We start from the raw sequence: 16,123 nt of genomic DNA, 5'->3' as shown, positions 1-16,123 counted from the left end.
GCTTAAAAATCGTTTGTTCGTATTTTAAAACTGATTAACAAACCTTAAGTCCCCTGAATACATGTTTCTAATATCGTCAATTCCATATTTAAGCATAACCATTCTGTCTAATCCCATTCCAAAAGCAAAGCCCTGCCATTCTTCAGGATTAATTCCTCCGGCCTTCATAACCTCTGGTCTTACCAATCCCGCCCCACAAACTTCTAACCATCTGTCCTTCCATCTAATATCAATTTCAAACCCTGGTTCAACAAAGGGAAAGTATGATGGTCTAAAACGCATCTCTGTTCCCTCCCCAAAAAACTTCTTAACAAAAGACTCTAAAACAAATTTTAAATTTGCTAATGATACGTTCTTATCAATGTACATTCCTTCAACTTGAAAGAACTCAGCTTCATGTGTAGCGTCAGTTGATTCATTTCTAAAAACCTTTCCTGGAGCAATAATTCTAAAAGGAGGGGTGTGTGATTGCATAAATCTAATTTGAACAGGAGAAGTGTGGGTACGAGGAAGCAGACGCTCGCCAGCAGGTCCTACATCTTTCAACCAAAAAGTATCCTGCATATCACGGGAAGTGTGATCTTTAGGAACATTTAATGCGTCAAAGTTATTAAACTCTGTTTCAATCTCAGGCCCTTCTGCGACCTGAAAACCAATTTCTGCAAAGATTTTAGTTATCTCATTAATAGTTTGTGTCATCGGGTGAAGGTGTCCAATCTTTCCAGCCAAATCAAGATCTAAAACACCATCAACAATACCCTCTGATACATCGTCTGACACCTTATTTGTATTTGATTCTGTCATGTCGTCTAGTATAGCTTATATTGAAAAAAACGTTAAATCCGATATACTATAAGGAACTAGCCAACTTATGCAATATATAATTGAAATATTCAACTATTCCTCGCTGTTTTTCATTGTTTTTTACAGCGTTTTCCTAATGGTGACCCTTATAGAAAACAGAAAAAGAATTAGTGGAGAGTTTGCCCTGCCAAGCCATACAGAAACTCATGCAAGCGAATCAGACTATCCATCTGTAACTATATTAGTACCTGTATTTAATGAACAAAATACTGTTGAAAAAACCATTGAGTCATTACTTAAATTAAACTATCCTGCAGAAAAATTAAAAATAATGATTGTTGACGATGGTTCAACAGACAATACATGGAATGTTGTTAAGAAATATGATAACTATCCACAAATATTATTGCATCAAAAGGAAAATGGTGGAAAATATACAGCATTAAATTATGGTATAGCAAATTCAACAACTGAGATGATTGGCTGTTTGGATGCCGACTCAGAAGTTGACGCTAATGCTCTACTTCATATTATTCCCTATTTTGAGGACAAGAATGTTGGAGCGGTTACTCCATCGTTAAAGATACAAAATCCAGATACTATTTTGGGGCTAATGCAAAACGCTGAATATAACATGGGGGTATTTACTAGAAAAATTCTAGGATTCCTTGATGCACAGTATGTTACACCAGGCCCTTTCTCGATATTCAGAAAAGTGGTCTTTTCAAAAGTTGGAAACTACAAGCATGCGCACAATACAGAAGATCTAGAGATGGCACTTAGACTACAGGAAAGCCACTTTAAAATTGTTAATGCGCATAAAGCCATTGTTTATACAATAGGACCAAGAACTCTGTATAGGCTATATAAACAACGTGTTAGATGGACTGGTGGATTTATTCAGAATGCAATAGATTACAGAAGAATGATTCTAAATCCCAAGTATGGAAATTTGGGAATGCTTATACTTCCCGTTGCTATGTATTCAATTGTCGTTACAGTCTTTTTTCTAGGTTATTCATTTATAAAGTTGATTAAAAATATATTCGAAACGTATCAAAGAATAAACCTAGTGGGCTGGAACTTTGACATCAATGCGTTCACTCTAGACTGGTGGCTTTATAATATTCAAACAACAGCGATTGTTGGACTTGTGACCTTGGTACTTGTTATTTTTGCAATCTGGTATGGAAAGAAACTTACAGGAGTTAAGGATAAGAAAATGATAGATATAGTTTATTTTATTGTTCTTTATTCTCTAATTTCTCCATTATGGCTAATCACATCTATTTATAATACATTAAGGAGAAAGGATGCTCCTTGGCGCTAAATTTGATATAATATAAGGAACACACAAACACACCCTGAATATACTAGACTTTGAGAGTAATTAATATTAAAGTAAACAAATCATGAACGAAAAACCAATTAGAAACCCAATCGACTGGAAGACCTACATTATTTCATTCTTTATTACAGCCCTTATATTCGCGTCAGCCTTTGGTGTGAATAGTCTATTAAATGGCAAAAAGACAGCAGACATAAAAAGTGTTCAGGATCAAATAGCTCTTGATATTCTATCCTCAGAGACTCAATTTGACCTTCTAAAGGAGGCTTCATGTAAAAATGTAGATGACACCATCCTATCTCAGGAAATCAATTCTCTGGCCACAAAGCTTTCATATATGGAGGCAAACAATACAGGAGCAGAAAATGCAGAACTTGTTTATTTAAAGAAGTACTATTCCCTACTTCAGATAAAGGATTATATTCTAATGCAAAGACTTTCTGTTAAATGTGATTTTAAACCTATTTCAATACTGTATTTTTATGGAAATAAAGATGTTTGTCCCCAATGTGTAAATATGGGTTTTGTATTAACGGAACTAAGACAAAAGTATCCAGAAGTTAGAATTTATTCTTTTGATACAAACCTTCAATTATCAGCCCTTAATACATTAAGGTCTATTAACAAAATCTCAGAAACTCAACTACCAGCTGTAATAATTGGAGAACAAGCTATCACAGGCTTCAGAACATATGATGATCTTAAAAAACTTATACCAGAGTTAGAGGCCATCGATAAAACTCGTACAGATTTACAAAAGGCAAACAAGTCAAAGGCTACAACAACAAAATCTATTTTAGATAAGATAATCTAGCTTCGAACTTATCCAAGAAGGCTCAAACATGATATAATTTTTTTATGAATACGAATGTTTATAAAAAAGGGTTATTTTTTGTTGGGTTATTAGTGATGATATTTTATTTTAGCTTTAACTACCTCAATGTCAGCACCGCAATAGCATCTACAACAGGATCAGATGTGAATGCTAATTTAAACACCAAAACCAATGCCTTTGTAGCAAGGTTAAATCAACTACCCCAAGATTTTATTTTTAATATTAATCTTAAAAAAGGAGTACCTGTTTCTCCTGATGTGCAATACCTTAAATGGATTTTAAATTCTGATTCAAGAACTGCGCTAACAGATAATCCAAACAAGACGCTAACGGAGCTGACATCAGCATACGGGCCTATTACAGAGGCTGCTGTTAAAAGATTTCAGACGGTATACCGATCAGAAGTTCTAGACCCCCAAGGCATAACAGCGGCAACTGGTGTTGTCGGAAAAGGTACAAGACAAAAGCTTAATGTCCTACTTACAGAAGCAAGATTAATTGCAAATTATAGCAATTTATTGAATAAGACCTTAAACGAACAATCGTCTGTAGATAATACAAACAGTAGTGTAAGCTCTTCAGATACCGTTGATTTTAGTTATTTAAACTCACTACACTTAGATGCGATTTTAAGCAACTACTCCGGCGTAGCAACAAGTAGTACACAGTACGAACAAGCTTTAGCAACAGCTTCTTCATCTTCAGACCAAGCTATACAAGGTAGTAACTCTAGTAGCAATTCTGGCTCAGGTAATACAAATAACACAACCTCCGTCCCTAGTGATTATGGGAGCGCACAAGTAAACAAAACAACTGATCCACAAGGAATCCTTAGCAAATCACCAGGAATGGGAGTTGTCGCACCATATACATTAATGGGTGTTGTCGCCTTAACCAGTGGAGATTTTATTGGAGCTAATGTTGCATCTTATTTAGGTGGCAAAGGTGTTGGTGTAGATGCTGCAAAAGCACAAGTCTCTGATTTCACCAACACCTTAAGTAATGGAAAAGTTAATATTGGAGGAGCAAGCGGTGGTATTGGGGGAGGTACCAGTGCTGGGGGCAGTACTGGCGGAGGATCTACTGCGTCCGGCGCTGGTATTGGTGGCGTAGGTGCAGGCATTGGCATTGGTGCAGGTATTGGCATCGGTGCAGGAATTGGTGGAGCTGCTATGGGAATGGGTGGCTCAGCAGCTTCACAAACGGTAATCAGTCAATTTGGAGGTAGAGTTATAATGAACATGGTCTGTCCGTGTAGTGCAAACTATCTTATAACAGTTTATGATTTAAGTCTCATGGTACCAATAAGTTTAATATTTCAACCAGGAGTTTCAATGATAAAAAGTAATTACAATCCAACAATTGGAGAAACTGTGATGGGCGGTTATGTCAGAAGCCCTGTGCCATGTATGTTATACGTAGGAGCAGGGTGTGTTCCTTATACAACACCACCTGCAATAGGTGTAATAGATACCTGGAGAGGAATAGGTTCAACACTGGAGCCGATTCATTAGGACAGCAGATTATAGGTAAAACAAAATCCAACATTTTGGATCAAAAAAACACATACATTAATGTATGTGTTTTTTTGTTTTGGAGCCGCTTCCCAGATTCGAACCGGGGACCTACTGTTTACAAAACAGTTGCTCTACCAACTGAGCTAAAGCGGCAATTACTTATATTCATAGCTATGCAATTGCAGTACTCTATAAATCCAGTACAAATAATATAGCATATCGTCTCACCAAATACAAATTTTATAAATTGTTCTTGTGCTCCTCTATTTTGTTTAGAAACAACGACGCAGAACTCCTTCTTCTAACAACAGACTTCCCTTTTATAACATCTCCCAACTTAGAAAACTTCTTCTCTAACATATCAGCAAGTTTAATAAACAATAACTCTAGGACCTTTGCCATTCTGTGAAAGAAGTTGGCTAGTGACTCTCTTTTTATATGAACAACATTATGTCTAACAAGGTGATATTTTCTCAAAACATGCCAATCCCATTCAGGTTTACTGAATTTAACTAGACACTTCTTTCCTGAAAGCTCAAGATCCTTTGAAACAACCATGGTTGCCATGATTAAAAAAGAAAGAGCACAAATTGTATATAATATAAACATAGTGTTTACCTATCTACCAACAGCAAAACGAGAGAACTTTGAAACCTCTATTCTCTCTCCAAATTTTTGAACATACCCATCAATCAACTCTCTGATTGTCAAATCTTGATTTTTGATAAATGGTTGGTCTAGAAGAACTCTTTCCTTGAAATAAGAATCTAACTTACCTTGTAGAATCTTCTCCTTAAGTTCTTCTGGCTTTCCAACAACTTCTTCAGCAAAGATTTCCCTTGCCTTGGTTTTATCAGATTCTGCGATCTCATCCATAGTTCTAAACTCTGGGTTTGTAGCAGAGATTTGCATAGCAATATCATGCGCTAATTGTAAAAATTCTTCGTTCTTAGCAACAAAATCAGTCTCACAGCCTAATTCTACCATTGAACCAATAAGCCCGTTTGAGTGTATGTATGAGGACACAATACCAGCTGCCATTTCTCTATCTCCTTTTTTTGCCGATATTTCAGCACCCTTCTTTCTAAGTAGAATAAGAGCCTTCTCTTCATCACCACCTGCATCTTCTAGAGCCTTACGACATTGCATAATAGAGATTCCTGTTTTATCTCTTAAAGCTTTTATTTGTTCCAATGAAATTTGTGTAGACATAATTAGTATTTTATCAAATTACTTATAATAAGCCAACGAGTTAACCACAGTGACTGTTTAACAACTATCTTGCTGATGTGTGAGATGGAGAATGTGATGTTGAAGCAAATGTTGGCATAGGAGCTGGAGCAGCAACTGGTGCTACCATAGCTTTTTTACCTTCTGTGTAAGCTTCAGCGATTTTTCTTGCAAAGAATTCAATACTTGCAACTGATGAATCATTTGCAGGGATTGGATAATTTATTACAGAAAGATCACAGTCAGAACCAGTTAAAGCAATAACTGGAATCTTTTTCTCACGAGCCTCTGCAACAGCAATATGTTCCTTCTTTGAGTCTACAACAAATAATGCTGCAGGAAGAACATTCATAGAAACGATACCTGAGTATAGGAAATTTAGTCTATCAATTTGTCTATCAATTGTAAGTCTCTCACGCTTTGTGTACTTTGAAAGCTCACCCTTCTCTCTCTTGTGAGTAAGATCAAGAAGCTTCTCAACTCTTTTCTTAATTGAATCAAAGTTTGTAAGAGTACCTCCAACCCATCTACTAGCAACGTAAGGAAGGTTTGCACTATCCGCAACCTTCTTTATGATTTCTTTAGCTTCACTTTTACCTCCAACAAAAACAATTTGCTTGCCAGTATTTGCAATTTTTGTAACAAACTCTAGCGCCTTCTCTAATTGAAGTTCTGTTTTTTCAAGGTCGAATATTTCTACACGATTCTTAACTCCAAAAATAAAGGGCTTAACGCTTGGATGACGTCTTGTTTTTGTAAAACCATAATGAGCGCCAACCTTAAACATGGCGTCTATAATGGGGCTTTTTTTCTCTGGATTTGATGACATATGTGAAAAGAGTCTATCACAAAGGCTTTTTATTGGCAACTAGATAGCTAGGCCTAGCAGTAAATCAGCCTTTTTTCGCCTTTCATCGATATCTCTGACAGCCTCAACTATAGCTTCTTTATCTTTCCCTGACACAGTTTCAACAATTTTAGCAGCAATTTCTGGAACATGAGTCAATTTCTCTGCTTCTTTAATCAAATCCTCTGGAGTAGTTTCTTCCTTTAAATTTCTTGTAATCCACCTAGATACTGTAGTTTCCTTTTTTATATCAGAATAAGAACCTAGACCCTCTGACATCAAAACCTGATTGGCATATTGCTCTGAAACTCTATTAAGCTCCTCGTAAGCAGCAGATTGCATCGCCCAAGCATCTTTTTCAGGTGGCAAAGCCTTATATCTAAGTTGAGAGGCCTTATAAGCTTCTGTATAATTTGACCGATGTCGAAACCGGTCAGCGGTAACCTTAAACCACTCTTTGTCATCGGCTAAGTCCTCAGGCATTTTTTCAACAACTGTTTTAGTTAGGAACTCTTGAAAGCCATGAGAAATCTCGTGGGAGACAAGACTCATTGCTGTTGGAAGATCTACATTCTTAAGAACCGATTTATATAATATTAACACGCCGATTTTATCAGGTTCATAAGTGGGCATCCACATAGCTGATTCTCCACTAAAAACTTCGTCATACAGAACAATTGATATTTCTTGATTCAGACCATATTCTTTAGCTAGTTTCTTAACGTATCCCTCCAAAAAAGATACCTGCTGATCAGAGTCCATCTTAGACTTCCATTCTTCTCTCAAAACAAATAGCTCTTTTGGATTATAGGAATCGATTGCGGACACATTAGCACCTTTATGTTTTTTCTGTAAAGTTTCACTTGGTTCATAGGTTGAATAAATATGTGCCTCGGCATCTAAGACTTCCTGAGGCACTACTTCGTCTCCAAAACTAGATGGAAAATTCTCAACCATTTCTCGTAATTGGCTGGCTGAAAATTTGCCCTTCAACTCTTCAATTGAAAGCGCATTGATTTTACGAGCAACAGAAATAGCCTCTTCTCCTTCAAGAACATAGCTTTCGACTTTTTTAGTATCTTGATTAGCGTCAGGAGAAGGTTTGTTTTCCATATTTGTAATATTATCATAGACATTGAGGTCACTCAATGAGAGGATCATTTTATGAGGTTGATTGTTAAGTAGGCGACACAATCACAGTCCTTCAATTACTCGGAATCATTATCCGCTCCATCAGAGCCGGAATCTGTTCCGGTAGAGCCTCCATTTGCAGAGAAGTCCTGCAGGGCGTTTAGAATTGGGCCAATATTACCCAGGAATATGGACTCAATATTATGCCATGACTGCTTAATACGGTGATCTGTAACTCTATCTTGAAGAACATTGTATGTTCTTATCTTCTCAGATCTATCCCCTGTTCCCACCTGATCCTTTCTTTCTTTTGAGAATTTCTTTGCATCTTCCTCTTCCTTTAATAATGCAAGCTTTGATGTCAAAATTTGCATTGCCATTTCACGGTTCTTAAGCTGACTTCTTTCTCCAGTACATCTAACATCAATTCCTGTAGGTCTGTGAATTAGTCTAACAGCAGTTTCAACCTTGTTAACATTCTGTCCACCAGCCCCACCTGAACGTGAAAATTCCATATCAAGATCTGATGGATTAATTTCAAATTTAACTTTTTTGCGAATTGGCAAAACTGCAACAGTCACAGTGGATGTATGAATTCTTCCAGATTTTTCTGTAGCAGGAACACGCTGAACTCTATGTACTCCAACTTCCCATCGTAAAAATTTGTAAATTTCCTTACCTTTAAATTCTATACTTGCAAACTTATATCCACCTGATTCACTTTTACTTATATCAACCTCTTTCCAAATCCAGCCTTGCGCATCAGCATATCTTTCATACATAAGTGCTAATTGCTCAGCAAAAAGTGAAGCCTCCTCCCCTCCTGCACCTGGTCTAATTTCAATAATAATTTCAGAAGGAAAATCTTCTTCTTCCTCATCAGCTTTCAATATTTCAGCCACTCTATCTTCTATTCCTTTGATTTGCTCATTAAGTGTAGCCATTTCTTCTTTTGCCATTTCCATCATTTCTGGATCAGTAGACATCTCCTCTATTTCTTTTTTTTGCACCATAAGACGCTCGTATTCATATGCGAGAAAACTTGTCTTATTGTTTTGTTTTAATTCATCTATATTTTCCATGTTTGTTTAATTATAGTATATATTGCCAAAATCTGCTGATTTTGGCACGATTTTTACGCTTAAAAATCGCCTTATCAGGCAAACAAAAAAGCCGCCAATAAATTGAGCGACTTTCTTGTTGTCTACGCTATTTATTTGAAGTCTTTTCTTTTGCAGGAGCAGCCTTCTTTGCTGCGGCAGCTGCTGTAGCACTAGCTTGTCTTGCCTTAAACTTCTCAACACGTCCGGCAGCGTCAAGAACCTTTTCATTACCTGTATAAAATGGGTGGCATTGTGAACAGATTTCTATACTAACGTTCTCTTTTGTTGATCCAATAGTAAAAACGTTTCCACATGAACATGTGAATTTAGCATCGGCTGTGTATTTAGGGTGTATATCGGCTTTCATAACGGCAATATTACCCTAAAAGGCAAAATAAGGCAAGTCACGTGGTCTGCCTTAGGTCTACCCTCAGTCTGTCTGCCAGGACCATAGCCTGAAACAGGTTTCTTTAGAATTTCTTTATAGAAAACTCATGTCCATTAGGTATGATTGCAGTATGTATACTTATGTCTTTATCGATGCCTCAAATTTATTTTACGGTGGAAAAAAGTCTCTTGGCTGGAGTATTGACCATGAAAAACTGACACTCTACTTCAAAACTCGCTATCAAGCTTCTAAAATCTATTATTTTGGGGGTGTTGAAATACATGACTTTCCCTTTGACTATAACGAACATAAAACTGTCCCTATTAAGGATGTGGCCAATTACCTAGTTAATTTTATAGATATGGATTCAGTAAATATGACAAAAGAAAAACTTTTACTTATTAGTAGCCACCTTAAAAGAATACGATTTTATATAAAAATAGAAGGATTCGGCTATAATCTAGTTTTAAAACCTGTCAAAACATACAAAGGCGATAATGGAACAGACCAAAGAAAGGCAAACTGTGATGTAGATATGACTTTTTGTCTCATGCGTTACATGAATTATTTTGACAGAGTTTTGATTTTATCAGGAGACGGCGATTTTCTTCCAGTTCTTAAATACCTACGCGACAACAACAAGGAAGTCCTTATATTAGCAAGATCTAAAAGGACAGCTAGAGAAATAAAAAAGTTTGCAGGTGATAAATTTTTAGATTTCGAGTTTCTACGTACCCACATTGAATTCAATGATGACGACAAGAATGAAAATACAACAAAGTAAAAAGCACCCGCGAAGGATGCCTTTATATGTCTGGTGTGTCTATTATAACAAAAAGTAGTTTCACGTCAAGCAAAAATTATTTGGGAAATTATTATCTTTACATATTCAATTTCAACTACTTATTCTCTACTAGTTAGCCCCCAGAATATCAATATTACCCTGCATTGTAGTAACACGCCCCATAACCTGATTACCATAGAATTGATTACTTGAATTACATATTTTACCAGAATAATACCTACATGCAGCGTTCCTTTCTGCTGTATAACCTCCTGCCCCAGCTCCTAAATCTGATAAATATACAGCAGTTGCCATTAAAGCATCCTCTGGATTCCAAGGGTCAACGTATGTTTTTCCTACATTTGATGCAACTCTATTTCTATTAATCATCCATGTTGATGGAATAAATTGTGACGGCCCCATTGCTCCACCATAACCACTATTGCCGATTGGACACGATACAAGAGTTTTATATGGGTCTCTTCCTGTTTCCTTCATGATCTGTAAGAACGGAGGGACGTCACGTGACAACTTCATAAGATTAGAAACTGGAGTTCCTGATGTTTTTTTGACTCCAGCTCCTGTTGAGGAATCGCTCAAATAACAAGTACCAACATTTGAGCCCATATTGCTTTCCTGCTGAATAATTGCTAGGACAAATGCCGCCCTAACTCCAGTTTTTGACATAGCCTCCTTTGCATAAACAACAGCATCTCCAAATTTAATGGATGGTGTATCTCTCAAGGCAAAAAGAGCGTTCCTAATTTCTGTAGCACGCTTAGTTTTATTACTAATTACAGTTTTGTAATTTTGCTGTTCGTTCTTGTTTAAGCTAAGTAGTTTCTGCTTATCAGCCTCTAATTTCTTTACCTTCGATTGTTCTTGTTGAACATTAAATTTTGCATCAATTTCCAAATTGCGCTTCTCGCCTAATTGACCTTTTACAACCTCATTGCTTTTCTTTGCATCCTTCACGCTATTTAAATGCAAACTTAAAGACTGTTTAATTGCTGTAAAATTATCGAAGTCTATAAAAAATTCTGAAATATTTTTGCTACTTAAAAAAGATTCTGCTACAGACAAATCATCCAACTCTCTAGTTCTTTGAATGACCTGAGCCATAGACTCCTGACCTTTATTAATTTTCTCACCCAGCGCTGTTATTGTATTTGTCTTTACAACAATATCTTTTCCTAAATTATTTATAGAAATTTCGTGTTTTCTAATTTGGAGTTGGGCTGTTTTAATTTTAGCATCAAGAATAGCGATATCACGAGAAATAGATGTTCCTTCTTGCTGTTTAGAATCTAAAATAGCTTGCTGATCTTTAATCTCTTTATCAATATTAGTAAGCTCAGCCTGACAGGCTGCTTTTTGCTCCGGAGTTGTACAATCGACTTGAGAAAAAGATATTTGTGGAATAAAAAAAACTAAACAAAACAAAAAAATGGCTCCACATAATATGGCAACCATTTTGTTGCAAAAACCTACTTTATTACCGACCTTTCCAAACACCTTAGCAAATGACATATGTATTCCATTATAACCACTTTATGCAAAAACTCCAAACAAATACAAATAGCAAACTCCAAACAAATTGTTGTCCTAATTATTACTTTTATCTTTATTGATCTCTTTTTCTACACTATCAGCTATCGATAGAAAATCTGCAATTTCTTCTGCTGTTAGATTTCTTGGTTTAGTATCCTTAATACAAAAAACAGCTATTGGATAGCCGGTTTCATAATCATAAATTGCAGTACCAGCGTAGAATCTAATAAATGGACTTCCTGTAACCATTGGATTTTCAGCAAAACGTTTATCTTCCAAACAATCTGGAATTATAAATAAATTTTTTGAAAGAAGTGCTTGCCCGCAGAAAGAAATTGCCCTATCCCCCTCTCTGCCTTCTAGTCCTTGACATGACTTATAATATTCTTTTTTCTTATCCAAAATTGTCAATGTAGAAATTGGTACATGTAAATCATCCGTAGCTTTTTTAGTAAAAATATCAAAACGAGCTTCCGGCGCTAAGTTATCAAGAATCCCCATTTCCATAACTCTTTTTAAACGCCCATCCTCATCTGGGGGAAGATTTGTAGAAAACGCATCCATTGAATTATTCATTGAATTATTTGTTGTCATACCAATATTATATCACTTTTGTTTTTAAAAAGTATAGTCATTAGTCAGGTCGGTATACACCTCTGACTAGATATAAGAAAAACCCGCCATTAGGCGGGTTATCTTTATGTATCAGGATCTATAGTAGATTATTCAGCGTCCTCTTCCTTCTTTCCTTTCTTGTCTGTAACTTCAATTGCATCCATGTCAATTTCAGTTGCAGTCTCTTCTACTTCTTCCTTTGCTTCTGCAACAAGTGCGATAACCTCATCAGCATCTGTTATAAGAGTAACTCCAGCTGGAAGCTTAATGTCTCCAGCATGAATTTGTGAATCAAAGTCAACAAGTGATGAAATATCTACTTCAATATCATGAGGAAGATCCTTTGGCATTGCCTCAATTTCAATTTCATGAAGAACCTTAACAAGGTTTCCTCCTAGAGTCTTTACAGCCTCAGATACTCCAACGAATTCAAGAGGAATAGCAATCTCAACTTTCTTTCCTTTTTCTAGTACATAAAAGTCTACATGTCTGATTTTACCTCTAACTGGCTCTCTGTCTACATCATGTATAAGAGTGTCATGATCTACTCCTTCATATGAAAGAGTAACAACTGTTGATTCTCCAGCTGCTTTCCAAACCTTTAATAATTCAACCTCATTAACCCAGATTGGTGTTGATTCTGCCTTAGGACCATAAAATACAGCAGCGATTTTAGCATCACTTACTGTTTTACCGCCTTCACGCTTTTCAGTTATAAGCTTTAACATAGTGGGGTTATTATATATACTTTTTACGAATTTGCAACCATGCAGACAGAACACACAAGCTTTTCAAATACACACAAATTTATGCTGAAATTTGCTCTACTCACTGCAGTTCTTAAGGTATTTGAAAAGCTTTCGTATTTTGCTGCCTGCGGAGGCCCGACTATTATCAACTATTATTAGAAACAGGCCGTTTTTGGCAAAACTAAAGACCATTCATTATTCTCAATTTTTTCTCTACAACTTCAGCAACAGCATCTTCTGCAGATTTTAGATATTTATATGGAGCAACTTCATCTTTAAGTTCGGCTATGGATTTTACAAGAGCTTCTTTGTAAGCAACACGTAGCTCTGTATTATAGTGAACGATACTAATACCAGCAAGAACTGCCTGATGTAATTCTTCATCCGTTATTCCAGATGCACCATGTAATACTAGCGGAATACTCTTTCCTTCCATTCCATTTTCTCCAATCAAAGTGCAGACCTCTTTTATCTCTCTAATCCTCTCAATGTTAAGAGCTGGGTTTCCACCTTTAATAACACCATGAACATTTCCAACGGCAGGAGCTAATAGATTAACACCAGTTGCTTCAACGAAATTTTTGGCTTCTTCAGGTTGTGTTAAAGATTCAGGTGCAATATTCACGCCTTCCGGAAGTTTGTCCCAGACCTTTGATGATTGACCAATGTATCCTAATTCCCCCTCAACAAGCACTTCCCGGCCAGTTTTCAGAGAATAATCTTTTGCGTACTCCACAACCTTTTTTGTAACAGCAATACTTTCCTCATTATCCTTTGAGGCATAGTCAATAATCACAGCATCAAATCCAGCTTCAATTGCCTCAACTGATCTTTCGTATGAATAAGTATGGTCAGCATTTAAGAATATCTCAAAACCTCCACCATTAGATACAGATGACCGTTTTACAGCATCAACTAGCGCCACAGCATTTTGAATTCCAAAAAAATCGCGCTCGCCTTCCGATACTCCAATAATCACTGGAACATTTAGTTTCTTTGCAGTTTTAACAATCGCATTAAATGCCTCCAAATTAGATATATTAAAATGGCCAATAGCCTTTCCTTCTTTTTCTGCCTTATTTATTGCTTCGCTTAATTTCATACTGACATAATAACATATTCAAATTAATAAAGTTATTCAAAAAGTTATCCACATGAGGACTTATAAATCTTCATAATTTCTTTCATTTGATCCTGTATAAAATAAAGATGTTTAATCCCAAAACCGATAGAATAAGAATGCTGGCAAAACTTTTCCCCGAGCTAATAATCGAATTAAATAGAATTTTTAGCACTTCAACAAATATCTATATCGATTGGCAAAATGTCATTCACTGGCAAAACAAACTCGGATTTCATATCCATTTTGTAAGACTTAAACAATTTTTAGATTCCTTTGACTCAATTAGAGCTGTTAATATATACACTGGAACATCGGAGAGTAGCAAAGAGTCTATAAAACAAATTAGCGAACTTAGAAGTTCAGGGTATACCCTCTCTACAAAGGCTGTGAAATTAATTAGAATTTCAATAGATACCTCCAATACATCTACAAATTCTACAGTTATTTTAAGTAACTTTATCAAAAAAAATTTTATTTCCATAATGGACAGTGCGTCTATTGAGCACCTAAACGGAAGACTTACAAAACTCAACAGAGAAGGTGTTCTTTACATTGAGGAGAGAAAATGCAATTTTGATGTTGAAATAAGCAGAGATATGCAAAGGGATTTCGAAAATGGAATCACAAAAAACTACATCTTGTGGAGTACGGATAGTGATTTCGCAGACCTTATAATACAAATAGAAAAAGGTGGAGGAAAAGTATATATTTTTGCTATGTCCGGATGCATTTCATTCGAATTGAACCAGACCACAGTCACCATATTTGATATAAGAAAAATAAGAGAATTTATCTGCTGGCCAAAAGAAATTAGCAAGGAAATAAAGGATATAATCAACAGACTCTAGAAAGCCAAAAGGACTCCTTTTGGGAGCCCTTAAGCGATAGATTAATGATCTCTACTGATCATGTATATTCTATCAACATCAAGCCGCATGTCAACAGCAATATTAAATAAAAAATATGTTATAATATTTCCATAAATATGGCTTCCTTATTCAAAAAGATCTTTAATAACAAATATGACATCGTAACTATTGGCGATGTCGCTGTTGATGCTTTTATAGAAATTAATCAGGAGCAAGTTGGAAATCAGGTTAGAGAGTCGATTAATCCAATTACCGGCCACAGAGAATTAGGACTAGCATTTGGAGAAAAGATTCCTTATAAATACTCTGAAGAGATTTTTGCCGTTGGAAATAGCGGAAATGCAGCAGTAGCTTCAGCAAGACTAGGTCTAAGTACCGCGATAATAACTACAGTTGGAGGTGATCTTAATGGGCAGAAAGCAATCGAAAAATTAAATAAGGAGCATGTTGAAACATCATTCGTAACAGTAAACAAAGAAAGTAAAACAAATTATCACTACATTCTGTGGTACAAGGCAGATAGAACAATTTTAACCAAACATGAAGATTGTGACTACAAACTACCTGAGATTATTAATACCAAGTGGATATATTTAAGTTCAATAAGCGATCACTCTGTTGGTGTACATAATGAACTTATAAACTATTTAGAAAAGTACACGGATGTAAAATTAATTTTTCAGCCTGGAACATTTCAATTAAAGATGGGTCGCGCTGCATTAAGGCAAATTTATGCAAGAACAGATTTGTTCTTCTGTAATATTGAGGAAGCTGAAAAGTTATTAGAATTAGAAATCATCAAGACGAGCTTAGATACGAAAGAACGTTCACAAAATATCAAAAGGTTATTACTTGGAATACAAGCGCTTGGTGTTAGTCTTCCAATAATCACAGACGGACCAAATGGGGCGTATGTTTTACAGGAACAGGACCTTTACAGAATGCCAATTTTTAACGATATTAATCCCCCATTAGAAAGAACCGGCGCTGGAGATGCCTTTTCTGCAACCTTTTCAGCTTGTCACATGAGAGGGATGGCATTGGAAGATTGTCTTAAATGGGCTTCCATTAATTCAATGAGTGTGTGTAAATATGTAGGCTCCCACAAAGGTCTATTAAATGAGGCTCAGATTAAGGTTTATTTAGATCAGGCACCCAAAGGCTGGGGGTTGGTGAAAATGTAGTTAATTATGAGATTTCGAAGTAAATCAACACGTATTCAACAAAAT

17 protein-coding genes and 1 tRNA gene are annotated in these 16,123 nt (G+C 36.0%); 6 read left to right on the top strand and 12 right to left on the bottom strand.

Annotated elements, in window-relative coordinates; translation table 11 throughout:
* Positions 1-24: 24 nt before the first annotated feature.
* The gene (pheS, locus tag WCQ00_01805) at positions 25-804 is read right to left on the bottom strand and encodes a phenylalanine--tRNA ligase subunit alpha (protein ID MEI6042279.1); all 780 of its coding nucleotides are present in this window, start codon (positions 802-804) and stop codon (positions 25-27) included.
* Between the two features lie 136 nt (positions 805-940).
* On the opposite strand from pheS, the gene WCQ00_01800 reads away from it, so the two are divergent.
* The 3 genes from WCQ00_01800 (at position 941) to WCQ00_01790 (ending at position 4,501) form a co-directional block, all read left to right on the top strand.
* The gene (locus WCQ00_01800) at positions 941-2,134 is read left to right on the top strand and encodes a glycosyltransferase (GenBank protein MEI6042278.1); all 1,194 of its coding nucleotides are present in this window, start codon (positions 941-943) and stop codon (positions 2,132-2,134) included.
* Positions 2,135-2,216: 82 nt separating this feature from the next.
* Positions 2,217-2,966, top strand: a complete 750-nt coding sequence (locus tag WCQ00_01795) for a hypothetical protein (protein ID MEI6042277.1) — start codon at positions 2,217-2,219, stop codon at positions 2,964-2,966.
* Positions 2,967-3,010: 44 nt separating this feature from the next.
* Positions 3,011-4,501, top strand: coding sequence for a peptidoglycan-binding domain-containing protein (locus WCQ00_01790; GenBank protein MEI6042276.1), 1,491 nt, complete (start codon positions 3,011-3,013; stop codon positions 4,499-4,501).
* An 80-nt stretch (positions 4,502-4,581) separates the two neighbouring features.
* Here the strand turns inward: WCQ00_01790 and WCQ00_01785 are convergent.
* The 7 genes from WCQ00_01785 to rpmE all read right to left on the bottom strand — a co-directional run bounded on the left by WCQ00_01785 (position 4,582) and on the right by rpmE (position 9,182).
* Positions 4,582-4,657: transfer RNA gene (locus tag WCQ00_01785), tRNA-Thr, on the bottom strand.
* Between the two features lie 87 nt (positions 4,658-4,744).
* Positions 4,745-5,071, bottom strand: a complete 327-nt coding sequence (locus tag WCQ00_01780; protein ID MEI6042275.1) for a hypothetical protein — start codon at positions 5,069-5,071, stop codon at positions 4,745-4,747.
* A 51-nt stretch (positions 5,072-5,122) separates the two neighbouring features.
* Complete coding sequence (gene tsf / locus WCQ00_01775) at positions 5,123-5,716, bottom strand: elongation factor Ts (protein ID MEI6042274.1); 594 nt, start codon at positions 5,714-5,716, stop codon at positions 5,123-5,125.
* 64 nt (positions 5,717-5,780) lie between these two features.
* Positions 5,781-6,563, bottom strand: a complete 783-nt coding sequence (gene rpsB, locus WCQ00_01770) for a 30S ribosomal protein S2 (protein MEI6042273.1) — start codon at positions 6,561-6,563, stop codon at positions 5,781-5,783.
* A gap of 39 nt (positions 6,564-6,602) precedes the next feature.
* The gene (locus WCQ00_01765; GenBank protein ID MEI6042272.1) at positions 6,603-7,694 is read right to left on the bottom strand and encodes a hypothetical protein; all 1,092 of its coding nucleotides are present in this window, start codon (positions 7,692-7,694) and stop codon (positions 6,603-6,605) included.
* A 95-nt stretch (positions 7,695-7,789) separates the two neighbouring features.
* A complete protein-coding gene (locus WCQ00_01760; protein ID MEI6042271.1) occupies positions 7,790-8,794 on the bottom strand; it encodes a PCRF domain-containing protein in 1,005 nt (334 codons plus the stop codon).
* A gap of 127 nt (positions 8,795-8,921) precedes the next feature.
* Positions 8,922-9,182 carry a 50S ribosomal protein L31 gene (rpmE, locus tag WCQ00_01755; GenBank protein ID MEI6042270.1) on the bottom strand — a complete coding sequence of 87 codons (261 nt, stop codon included), beginning with the start codon at positions 9,180-9,182 and terminating at the stop codon, positions 8,922-8,924.
* Positions 9,183-9,333: 151 nt separating this feature from the next.
* On the opposite strand from rpmE, the gene WCQ00_01750 reads away from it, so the two are divergent.
* Positions 9,334-9,987 (top strand): NYN domain-containing protein, encoded by a 654-nt coding sequence (locus WCQ00_01750; GenBank protein ID MEI6042269.1) that lies wholly within the window; start codon positions 9,334-9,336, stop codon positions 9,985-9,987.
* 129 nt (positions 9,988-10,116) lie between these two features.
* On the opposite strand, the gene WCQ00_01745 is transcribed toward WCQ00_01750, so the two are convergent.
* The 4 genes from WCQ00_01745 to WCQ00_01730 form a co-directional block, all read right to left on the bottom strand.
* Positions 10,117-11,517, bottom strand: coding sequence for a lytic murein transglycosylase (locus tag WCQ00_01745; protein ID MEI6042268.1), 1,401 nt, complete (start codon positions 11,515-11,517; stop codon positions 10,117-10,119).
* Between the two features lie 75 nt (positions 11,518-11,592).
* Positions 11,593-12,132 (bottom strand): GAF domain-containing protein, encoded by a 540-nt coding sequence (locus WCQ00_01740; GenBank protein ID MEI6042267.1) that lies wholly within the window; start codon positions 12,130-12,132, stop codon positions 11,593-11,595.
* Positions 12,133-12,260: 128 nt separating this feature from the next.
* Complete coding sequence (locus WCQ00_01735) at positions 12,261-12,881, bottom strand: 50S ribosomal protein L25 (GenBank protein MEI6042266.1); 621 nt, start codon at positions 12,879-12,881, stop codon at positions 12,261-12,263.
* A 202-nt stretch (positions 12,882-13,083) separates the two neighbouring features.
* Complete coding sequence (locus WCQ00_01730; protein ID MEI6042265.1) at positions 13,084-14,004, bottom strand: class II fructose-bisphosphate aldolase; 921 nt, start codon at positions 14,002-14,004, stop codon at positions 13,084-13,086.
* A 107-nt stretch (positions 14,005-14,111) separates the two neighbouring features.
* On the opposite strand from WCQ00_01730, the gene WCQ00_01725 reads away from it, so the two are divergent.
* Positions 14,112-14,873, top strand: coding sequence for a hypothetical protein (locus WCQ00_01725; protein MEI6042264.1), 762 nt, complete (start codon positions 14,112-14,114; stop codon positions 14,871-14,873).
* 137 nt (positions 14,874-15,010) lie between these two features.
* The gene (locus WCQ00_01720) at positions 15,011-16,078 is read left to right on the top strand and encodes a PfkB family carbohydrate kinase (GenBank protein ID MEI6042263.1); all 1,068 of its coding nucleotides are present in this window, start codon (positions 15,011-15,013) and stop codon (positions 16,076-16,078) included.
* The last annotated feature ends 45 nt before the right edge of the window (positions 16,079-16,123 follow it).

The sequence above is a fragment of the bacterium genome, assembly GCA_037127815.1.
GTDB lineage: Bacteria > Patescibacteriota > Minisyncoccia > Phycocordibacterales > CAIZLB01 > CAIJKW01.
This window is presented reverse-complemented; position numbering and strand designations above follow the sequence as displayed.

Bases quoted from the DNA above. Each gene is read 5' to 3' on its own strand.
- WCQ00_01780 (MEI6042275.1), bottom strand. From the start codon at position 5,071: ATGGCAACCATGGTTGTTTCAAAGGATCTTGAGCTTTCAGGAAAGAAG.
- WCQ00_01765 (MEI6042272.1), bottom strand. From the start codon at position 7,694: ATGGAAAACAAACCTTCTCCTGACGCTAATCAAGATACTAAAAAAGTC.
- WCQ00_01730 (MEI6042265.1), bottom strand. From the start codon at position 14,004: ATGAAATTAAGCGAAGCAATAAATAAGGCAGAAAAAGAAGGAAAGGCT.
- tsf (MEI6042274.1), bottom strand. From the start codon at position 5,716: ATGTCTACACAAATTTCATTGGAACAAATAAAAGCTTTAAGAGATAAA.
- WCQ00_01745 (MEI6042268.1), bottom strand. From the start codon at position 11,517: ATGTCATTTGCTAAGGTGTTTGGAAAGGTCGGTAATAAAGTAGGTTTT.
- WCQ00_01790 (MEI6042276.1), top strand. From the start codon at position 3,011: ATGAATACGAATGTTTATAAAAAAGGGTTATTTTTTGTTGGGTTATTA.
- WCQ00_01800 (MEI6042278.1), top strand. From the start codon at position 941: ATGGTGACCCTTATAGAAAACAGAAAAAGAATTAGTGGAGAGTTTGCC.
- WCQ00_01740 (MEI6042267.1), bottom strand. From the start codon at position 12,132: ATGACAACAAATAATTCAATGAATAATTCAATGGATGCGTTTTCTACA.
- WCQ00_01795 (MEI6042277.1), top strand. From the start codon at position 2,217: ATGAACGAAAAACCAATTAGAAACCCAATCGACTGGAAGACCTACATT.
- WCQ00_01760 (MEI6042271.1), bottom strand. From the start codon at position 8,794: ATGGAAAATATAGATGAATTAAAACAAAACAATAAGACAAGTTTTCTC.
- rpsB (MEI6042273.1), bottom strand. From the start codon at position 6,563: ATGTCATCAAATCCAGAGAAAAAAAGCCCCATTATAGACGCCATGTTT.
- WCQ00_01735 (MEI6042266.1), bottom strand. From the start codon at position 12,881: ATGTTAAAGCTTATAACTGAAAAGCGTGAAGGCGGTAAAACAGTAAGT.
- WCQ00_01750 (MEI6042269.1), top strand. From the start codon at position 9,334: ATGTATACTTATGTCTTTATCGATGCCTCAAATTTATTTTACGGTGGA.
- WCQ00_01725 (MEI6042264.1), top strand. From the start codon at position 14,112: ATGTTTAATCCCAAAACCGATAGAATAAGAATGCTGGCAAAACTTTTC.
- WCQ00_01720 (MEI6042263.1), top strand. From the start codon at position 15,011: ATGGCTTCCTTATTCAAAAAGATCTTTAATAACAAATATGACATCGTA.
- pheS (MEI6042279.1), bottom strand. From the start codon at position 804: ATGACAGAATCAAATACAAATAAGGTGTCAGACGATGTATCAGAGGGT.
- rpmE (MEI6042270.1), bottom strand. From the start codon at position 9,182: ATGAAAGCCGATATACACCCTAAATACACAGCCGATGCTAAATTCACA.